The organism is Ventrimonas faecis (genome assembly GCF_040096075.1).
In the GTDB taxonomy this organism is placed as follows: domain Bacteria; phylum Bacillota; class Clostridia; order Lachnospirales; family Lachnospiraceae; genus Brotaphodocola; species Brotaphodocola faecis.
On record NZ_JBBMFJ010000052.1, the window covers coordinates 1 to 9,496 of the forward strand.

Annotated in this window: 5 protein-coding genes; 4 read left to right on the top strand and 1 reads right to left on the bottom strand. The window is 51.4% G+C overall.

What is annotated here, in order from left to right:
- Positions 1-100: 100 nt before the first annotated feature.
- Entirely contained in the window at positions 101-4,360 is a 4,260-nt protein-coding gene (locus tag WMO41_RS15365; RefSeq protein ID WP_349230510.1) for an acyl-CoA dehydratase activase-related protein, read from the bottom strand.
- 231 nt (positions 4,361-4,591) lie between these two features.
- Between WMO41_RS15365 and WMO41_RS15370 the strand changes: the two genes are divergently transcribed.
- The 4 genes from WMO41_RS15370 to WMO41_RS15385 all read left to right on the top strand — a co-directional run bounded on the left by WMO41_RS15370 (position 4,592) and on the right by WMO41_RS15385 (position 9,423).
- Positions 4,592-5,533: a magnesium transporter CorA family protein gene (locus WMO41_RS15370; RefSeq protein WP_349230511.1), complete on the top strand. Its 942-nt coding sequence runs from the start codon at positions 4,592-4,594 to the stop codon at positions 5,531-5,533.
- A 30-nt stretch (positions 5,534-5,563) separates the two neighbouring features.
- Complete coding sequence (locus WMO41_RS15375) at positions 5,564-6,409, top strand: hypothetical protein (protein ID WP_349230512.1); 846 nt, start codon at positions 5,564-5,566, stop codon at positions 6,407-6,409.
- Between the two features lie 56 nt (positions 6,410-6,465).
- Positions 6,466-7,905 carry a pyruvate kinase gene (gene pyk, locus WMO41_RS15380; RefSeq protein ID WP_349230513.1) on the top strand — a complete coding sequence of 480 codons (1,440 nt, stop codon included), beginning with the start codon at positions 6,466-6,468 and terminating at the stop codon, positions 7,903-7,905.
- A 246-nt stretch (positions 7,906-8,151) separates the two neighbouring features.
- The gene (locus WMO41_RS15385; RefSeq protein WP_349230514.1) at positions 8,152-9,423 is read left to right on the top strand and encodes a diaminopimelate decarboxylase; all 1,272 of its coding nucleotides are present in this window, start codon (positions 8,152-8,154) and stop codon (positions 9,421-9,423) included.
- Positions 9,424-9,496: the final 73 nt, after the last annotated feature.

The following is a 9,496-nucleotide window of genomic DNA, read 5'->3' on the forward strand; positions in this document are numbered from 1 at the left end:
TGCGCTGACCGTATGAAAACATGGGCTTGCAGGCAAAAATCCCATTGCCGAAGGCAATTTTCAATGGATTTTTGCCCATAACTGTGAGGGTACTGAACAGTTATGAAATTGCTTTGTTGCTTTCCGCGCGCAGCTGTTTCTGCGCGGTGGCCAGCATCAGTTTGATACGGTTCAACTGGTTTACTTCGCTGGCGCCCGGGTCGTAGTCGACGGCAATGATGTTTGCTTCCGGATGGGACGCGCGCAGTTCTTTGATGACGCCCTTACCTACAATGTGGTTTGGCAGGCATCCGAACGGCTGGGTGCAGACGATGTTTTTGACACCGCTGTGAATTAATTCCAGCATCTCGCCGGTTAAGAACCAGCCTTCACCGGTCTGGTTGCCCAGGGATACATAATGCTTTGCCATATCGGCCAGTTCCCAGATGCGGGACGGCGGAGTGAAGTTTTTGCTGGCCTCCAGCTCCTTGCGTGCGGTCTTACGGAAGTACTCCAGTAAGGAGATTCCTAAGTTGCACAGGCGGGCGGTGGAACGCTTGCCGCCGAGATGGTCTGCCTTGAAGTTGCTGTTGTAGAAGCAGTACAGCAGGAAGTCCATCAGATCCGGCATTACAGCCTCAGCACCCTCGGATTCCAGCAGGTCCACAATGTGGTTGTTGGCCAGCGGGGAGAACTTAACAAGGATCTCACCTACAATGCCGACCTTCGGCTTCTTCACATCCAGACGCGGCAGTTCATCGAAGTCGTGGATGATTCCCTTAATGTTTCGTCCAAATTCCATCATATTTGCGGAGCGGGTGGAAAGACTCTTGATGCAGAGCTCTTTCCATTTCTCATGCAGTGCGTTTGCGGAGCCCGGCACCTTCTCGTAAGGACGGGTGGCGTAGAGTACACGCATGAAGATGTCGCCGTAAACCACGCCCTGCATAGCCTTGGTGATCAGGCCTGGCGTGAAGGTGAAGCCCGGGTTGGTCTCCATGCCGTTGGCATTGACGGAGATGACCGGAACCTGTGGCATGCCTGCCTTTTCCAGGGCCCGGCGGATGAATCCGATGTAGTTGGAAGCACGGCAGCCGCCGCCGGTCTGGCTCATGAATACGGCTGTGTGGTTTAAATCATATTTGCCGGATAACAGGGCATCCATGATCTGGCCGATGACAATCAGGGACGGGTAGCAGGCATCGTTGTTGACGTATTTCAGGCCCACATCCACGGCATTTCTGCTGTCATTTTTTAAGACCTCAATCTTGTAGCCGAAAGCGCGGATAGCCGGTTCAATCAGCTCAAAGTGGATCGGGGACATCTGCGGGCAGAGCAGGGTATAATCCTTTTTCATCTCCTTGGTGAAGACAACACGGTTGTAAGCACTGGATACGACCTTGCGCTCAAAGTGCTTCTGCTGGCGTACCTTTAAGGCCGCAATGAGAGAACGGATACGGATTCTTGCCGCGCCCAGGTTGTTGACTTCATCGATCTTTAATACGGTATAAATTTTGCCAGAACCGGTCAGGATATCATGTACCTGATCGGTGGTGACGGCATCCAGGCCGCAGCCGAAGGAGTTAAGCTGGATCAGATCCAGGCACTCGCTGTTCTTCACGTAGGTAGCGGCGCGGTACAGTCTGGAGTGGTACATCCACTGGTCCGTGACAATGAGCGGGCGCTCAGCATCGGTCAGATGGGAGATGGAATCCTCGGTGAGGACTGCAAAGCCGTAGGAGGTGATGAGCTCCGGAATACCATGGTTGATCTCCGGGTCTACATGGTAAGGACGGCCGGCCAGCACGATGCCGTGGCGGTCATGCTCCTTTAACCAGGCAATGGTCTCCTCGCCCTTCTTCTCCATGTCGCGGCGGGAGGCTAAAAGCTCTTCCCATGCGGCGTGAGCGGCTTTTTGTACTTCTACAGAGGAGATGTTGTATTCTTTGCCAAACTCTACGATGAGCTGTTTTGTCAGCACTTCCTCGTTGGTGAAGGCAAAGAACGGATTCATGAAGTGGACATCGAACTCGGCGAGTTCTTCCACATTGTTTTTGATGTTCTCGGCGTAAGAGGTAACCATCGGGCAGTTGTAGTGGTTGCCTGCCTGCGGAGTCTCATTGCGTTCATACGGGATGCACGGATAGAAGATATCGCGCACGCCCTGATGAATGAGCCAGGAAATGTGGCCATGTACCAGTTTGGCCGGGTAGCACTCAGATTCACTCGGGATGGACTCAATGCCCAGCTCATAGATCTTTCTGGTGGACTGCGGGGACAGGATCACACGGAATTTCAGTTCCTTTAAGAAGGTTGCCCAGAATGGGAAGTTCTCGTACATGTTTAAAACCCGGGGAATACCGATGGTGCCGCGCTCTGCCTCATCTGCAGGAAGGGACTCGTAGTCGAACATCCGGTGATACTTGTAGTCGAAGAGGTTCGGAATTTCTTTTTTGGCCTTTTCTTTTCCAAGGCCTCGCTCACAGCGGTTGCCGCTGATGAACTGGCGTCCGCCGTCAAACCGGTTGATGGTGAGGACGCAGTGGTTGGTACAGCCCTTGCAGCGTGCCATGGAAGTTTCATATTTTAAGGAAAGAATCCGGTCAAGGGGCAGCATGGAAGTGCCTTTTTCCAGATTGCAGCGTTCCCGCGCAATGAGAGCCGCGCCAAACGCGCCCATGATACCGGCAATGTCCGGGCGGACAGCCTCGCAGCCTGCGATCTTCTCGAAGCTTCGCAGAACGGCGTCATTGTAGAAGGTACCGCCCTGAACTACCACATGCTTGCCCAGATCGGATGCGCTGGTGATCTTGATGACCTTAAACAGCGCGTTCTTGATGACAGAGTAGGCCAGACCGGCGGAGATATCCGCAACGGTTGCGCCCTCCTTCTGGGCCTGCTTTACGTTGGAGTTCATGAACACGGTGCAGCGGGTACCCAGGTCGGTTGGATTCTTTGCAAACAGCGCTTCTTTCGCGAAGTCGATGACGGAATAGTTTAAGGACTTTGCGAAGGTCTCGATGAAGGAACCGCAGCCGGAGGAGCAGGCCTCGTTTAACTGCACGCTGTCTACGGTATGATCCTTGATGCGGATGCATTTCATGTCCTGACCGCCAATGTCCAGGATACAGTCTACATCCGGCTCGAAGAATGCAGCTGCATAGTAGTGGGAGATGGTCTCAACCTCACCTTCATCCAGCATCAGGGCAGACTTTAATAAAGCCTCGCCGTAACCGGTGGAACAGGACCAGGCAATGTGCGCGGTTTCCGGCAGCTTTTCCTTAATTTCACCGATGGCGCGGATGGCGGTGGCAATGGTGCTTCCATTGTTGTTGTCATAGAAGCTGTAGAGCAGGCTTCCGTCCTCACCCACCAGAGCCACCTTGGTAGTGGTGGAACCGGCGTCGATTCCCAGGTAACAATTGCCGCTGTATGTGGATAAGTCGCCTTTTTTTACCTGATGCTGTGCATGACGGGCCTGGAATGCGTCATAATCTTCCTGAGACGCGAAAAGCGGATCCATACGCTTGACCTCAAACTCCATTTTGATGCCGGAGGTGAGGCGGTTGATCATATCGGTTAAGGATACGGTCACTTTTTCATCTGCGTTCATGGCTGCGCCAATGGCAGCAAACAGATGAGAATGATCCGGTGCCACAATGTGCTCTGCATCCAGGTTTAAGGTGCGGATGAAGGCCCGGCGAAGCTCCGGTAAAAAGTGGAGCGGGCCGCCCAGGAAGGCCACGGTGCCGCGGATCGGCTTTCCGCAGGCCAGGCCGCTGATGGTCTGGTTGACGACCGCCTGGAAAATGGATGCGGAGAGATCTTCCCTCGTAGCGCCCTCGTTGATGAGGGGCTGGATATCGGATTTTGCGAAAACGCCGCAGCGGGCCGCAATCGGGTAGATCATCTGGTAGTTTTTGGCATATTCGTTCAGGCCGGATGCATCGGTCTGTAAAAGGGATGCCATCTGGTCAATAAAAGAACCGGTGCCGCCTGCGCAGATGCCGTTCATGCGCTGGTCAATGCCGCCGGTGAAGTAAATGATTTTGGCATCTTCGCCGCCCAGTTCAATGGCCACATCGGTCTGCGGGGCATAATCCTGAAGCGCGGTAGCAACGGCTACCACCTCCTGGGTGAATGGAACGTTTAAGTGTCCGGAGAGTGTCAGTCCGCCGGAACCGGTAATGCTTGGGGAGACGGTCATCTCGCCAAGTTTCTCTTTTGCCCTTGATAATAAAAGAGCGAGCGTCTCCTGAATGTTAGCATAGTGGCGCTCGTAGTCGGCAAATAACATATGATGTTCGCTGTCTAAAACTGCAATTTTAACGGTAGTGGAACCAATATCGATTCCAAGGGTATTATTATGTAATAAATTCATTTGATGCGGGGAAAACCCCTGCCTCCTTATCTAAAAAGACACACTTTCTCAGCGTACAGTGGAGAGTTTAACATAAAATCTTCCATATTACAATTTATCCGGGCGTAAAAAATTAGTTAAGAAAACAGGAAACTTCTGTCAGAATTGAAAAAGAACGATCAATAGATTTGACAAACAGGGGCGCAGAATTTATAATAAGGTAGCCGAAACAGGGAAAGGAACCAAAGACGTATGATACGCATATTTAAAACGGAAGATGGCGCGATCCATCAGATAGACGAAGCAGAATCCGGCTGCTGGATTGCACTGACGAATCCCACAGCGACCGAGATCCTGGAGATCGCGGAGCGTTACGAGATCGACCCGGATCACGTCCGGGCACCTCTGGATGAAGAGGAACGGTCCCGTATTGAACTGGAAGATCACTACAGCCTGATCCTCGTCGATATCCCTGTGATCGAGGAGCGCAACGAAAAAGACTGGTATGTGACCATCCCTATGGGTATCATCATGGCAGACACCATCATCATTACCGTGTGTCTGGAAGAAACGCCGGTACTGAACGCGTTCATGGATGGAAGAGTCCGTGACTTCTATACTTATATGAAGACACGCTTCATTCTTCAGATCCTGTACAAGAATGCATCCCTTTACCTGCAGTATCTGCGTATCATTGACAAGAAGAGTGACATTGTAGAAAAAGAACTTTACAAATCTCCGCGAAACCAGGAGCTCATCGAGATCCTGGAGCTGCAGAAGAGCCTTGTGTACTTCACGACCTCCCTGCGTTCCAATGAGGTAGTGCTGGAGAAGCTTTTAAAGAGTGAGAAAATCAAGAAGTATCCGGAGGACACCGATCTTCTGGACGATGTCATCATCGAGAACAAGCAGGCCATCGAGATGGCCAACATCTACAGCGGCATTTTAAGCGGAACCATGGACGCCTTTGCTTCGGTTATTTCCAACAACCTGAATATCGTCATGAAGTTCCTGGCCACCATCACCATTGTCATGTCGATTCCGACCATGGTGTCCAGCTTTTACGGCATGAACGTGTTGAGCAGCAGTATGCCGTTCGCAACGAATCCCTACGGATTCGGCATTGTCATCGTACTCTCCGTGATCCTGACCTGCGCGGTGGCGTGGATCTTCGCAAAACGGAACCTGTTCTGATGATATTTTATTATAAGGAAAGGAAACTGCATGAAATTTTTTTCGGATTTTGAACGAAAGTATCAGAAATACGCCATCCGCAACCTGATGTATTACATCACCATCCTTTACGCGGTGGGGCTGATCGTGTGGCTGCTGGATCCCATGATCTACTACAACTACTTAAGCCTGAATGTGGGCATGATCCTGCGCGGGCAGATCTGGCGTCTGGTCACATTTCTGATTTATCCGCCGGCCTTCGGCTCCTGGAGCTTCACCCAGATTTTCTACGGCCTGATCGCGTTGTTTCTATATTATAACCTGGGACAGACGCTGGAATATGTCTGGGGCTCTTTTCGCTTCAACGTATTCTTTTTCATGGGAGTGCTGGCACAGATCGTGGCCTCCTTTGTGGGATATCTGGTGTTTGGTCAGTACTGGCTGTTATCCACCGGCTTTTTGAACGCCTCCCTGTTCTTTGCCTTCTGCATCATCAACCCGGATGCACAGTTTTATCTCTTCTTTGTGCTCCCGGTCAAGGCAAAATGGATGGCCATTGCCGAGGCAGCTGTTTACCTTTATGACTTTATCACAGGAGGCATCGCCGTAAAGGTGGAGCTGGTGATTTCCATGATTACCATCATCCTGTTTTTCCTGATGACCCGAAACTACAGGCACTATGCGCCGAAGGAGATCAAACGCCGGCAGGAGTTCAAACAGCAGGCTAAGATCGTGGTTCCGGGCAAGACCCGCCACCGCTGCGCAGTGTGCGGCAGAACCGAGCTGGACAACCCGGAACTGGAGTTCCGCTATTGTTCCAAATGCGAGGGCAACTACGAGTATTGTCAGGATCATTTGTACACGCACAAGCATGTTACAAAGGATTCTGTGCAATAAATAGATTAGATTCATGTTAACAGATTCATAAAACTATTTTGGAGGACAACACATCAATGAAAAAAACAAAGATCATTTGCACCATGGGACCGAATACCAATGACCGCAACCTGATGAAAGCACTTGCCGAGAACGGCATGGACATCGCGCGTTTCAACTTCTCCCACGGCGACTATGAAGAGCAGAAGTCCCGCCTGGATATGTTAAAGAGCATCCGTGAGGAACTGGATCTGCCGATCGCAGCACTTCTGGATACCAAGGGACCGGAGATCCGTACCGGCCTGTTAAAAGACGAGAAGAAAGTAACCTTAAAAGAGGGCCAGACCTACATCCTGACCACCCGCGAGATCGTTGGTGATGACCAGATCGGTTTCATCAACTACAGCGGACTTCCGGCAGATGTTGAGGCAGGCAACACCATCCTCATCGATGACGGCCTGATTGAGCTGAAGGTTCAGGAAGTGGTAAATGGCACCGATATCGTCTGCACCGTTGTAAACGGCGGCGAGCTGGGCATGCGCAAGGGCGTAAACGTACCGAACGTAAAGATCAAACTTCCGGCACTGACCGAGAAGGATAAAGCAGATATCCGCTTCGGTATTGAGCAGGGCTTCGATTTCATCGCAGCTTCCTTCGTTCGTACCGCAGACGCAGTCCGCGAAATCCGCGCTATGTTAGACGAGGCTGGTTCCACCATCCAGATCATCGCAAAGATCGAGAACGCAGAGGGTATCGAGAACCTGGATGACATCATCGAGGCCAGCGACGGCATCATGGTAGCCCGTGGCGATATGGGTGTAGAGATTCCGGCTGAGCAGGTTCCGCACATCCAGAAGACCATCATCCGCAAATGTAACCTGGCATGCAAGCCGGTTATCACCGCAACCCAGATGCTGGATTCCATGATCCGCAACCCGCGCCCGACCCGTGCAGAGGTAACCGACGTTGCAAACGCAGTTTATGACGGAACCGATGCTGTTATGCTGTCCGGTGAGACCGCTATGGGTAAATATCCGGTAGAGGCATTAAAGATGATGGCTCAGATCTGCGAGACCTCCGAGCAGTACCTGGATTACAACGCATACCGCATGAGAAGAGTTTCCACCGCAAACCGCAAGAACATTTCTAACGCAGTTTGCTACTCTTCCGTATCCACCGCTCATGACCTGGAAGCAGATGTTATCATTGCTCCGTCCATCAGCGGATTCACCACCCGTCTGCTCTCCAAGTGGAGACCGAGCACGACCGTAGTTGGCCTGTCCCCGAGCGCAATCGCAGTTCGTCAGATGCAGATTTACTGGGGCGTAAAACCGTTCCAGGCAAAGCGCGCAGACTCCACCGACGTTCTGATCGAGTCTTCCATCGAGCTTCTGAAAGAGAAGAACGTGATCAAGAGCGGCGATGTTGCAGTCGTAACCGCTGGTGTGGTAAATAAGAATACCCGTCACGAGCCGGCTACCCATACCAACATCATGCGTGTGGTAGTTGTTGAGTAAAAAAATCATATTTTTGCATATTTCTGTATATTTATAGAAAGAACTGGACAAAGAAGTCTGATATAGGTTACAATCAGTTTGATTGTGGCCTGATCAGGCTTCTTTCTTTTGTTTATTGAGAAAAAGCAGGAGGCGTATTCGCTTTCTGCTGTGTATATCGAGGGGTGCCAGTGGCGCGTCCGCTGATTGCTATGCATATCGAGGATGCACCAGTGATACCTCCTCTGATTTGAGAGAGGAGATACCATGGAGAAGAAACCATTTGTAACCAAAGCACAGTTAGAAGAGATCACCAAGACCTATCCGACTCCGTTTCATCTGTACGATGAAAAAGGAATCCGTGAGAACGCAAAACGTTTAAAAGAGGCGTTTTCCTGGAATAAAGGATATAAGGAGTATTTTGCGGTAAAGGCAACTCCGAACCCGTATATTCTGAAGATCCTGCAGGAGTATGGATGTGGTACTGACTGCTCCTCCGCAACGGAACTGATGATGTCTGACGCAACCGGTTTCTCCGGCCCTGATATCATGTTCTCTTCCAATGACACCCCGCCGGAAGAGTTCAAGCTGGCCAACGATCTGGGTGCCATCATCAATCTGGATGATATTACCCACATCGAGTGCGTAGAGAAGACCCTGGGCTTTATTCCGAAGACCATCAGCTGCCGCTACAATCCGGGCGGAATCTTCAAGATCAGCAACGACATCATGGATAACCCGGGAGATGCCAAGTACGGCATGACCACCGAGCAGATGTTTGAGGCCTATAAGATTCTGAAGGAAAAAGGCGCAGAGAACTTCGGTATGCACGCGTTCCTGGCAAGCAATACTGTAACCAACGAGTACTATCCGATGCTGGCAAAGGTTCTGTTTGAGCTGGCTGTGAAACTGAAAGAGGAGACTGGCGCCCACATTACCTTCATCAACCTGTCCGGCGGAATTGGAATTCCGTATCGCCCGGATCAGGAGCCGAACGACATTATGGCGATCGGTGAGGGCGTCCGCAAGGTATATGAGGAAGTGCTGGTACCGGCCGGCATGGGTGATGTAGCCATTTACACCGAGCTTGGCCGTTTCATGCTGGGACCTTACGGCTGCCTGGTAACCAAGGCCATTCATGAGAAGCACACCCACAAAGAGTACATCGGCGTAGATGCCTGCGCCGTAAACCTCATGCGCCCGGCTATGTACGGCGCTTACCATCACATCACTGTAGCCGGAAAAGAGGATGCGGCCTGCGATCACAAATACGATGTAACCGGTTCTCTCTGTGAGAACAACGATAAATTCGCCATCGACCGCATGCTTCCGAAGATCGATATGGGTGACCTGTTAGTCATCCACGACACCGGAGCGCATGGATTTGCTATGGGCTACAACTACAACGGAAAACTGAAATCCGCAGAGCTGTTATTAAAAGAGGATGGCTCCGTGCAGATGATCCGCCGTGCCGAGACCCCGAAGGATTACTTTGCGACCCTGGACGGATGCCCGATGATGGAGAAATATCTCAAATAAAAATTTGAATTACAAAACCCAATAAAGGTCCGAAGTTCCGGGGCGGTCATACAAAACCGCAGACACTGAGTGG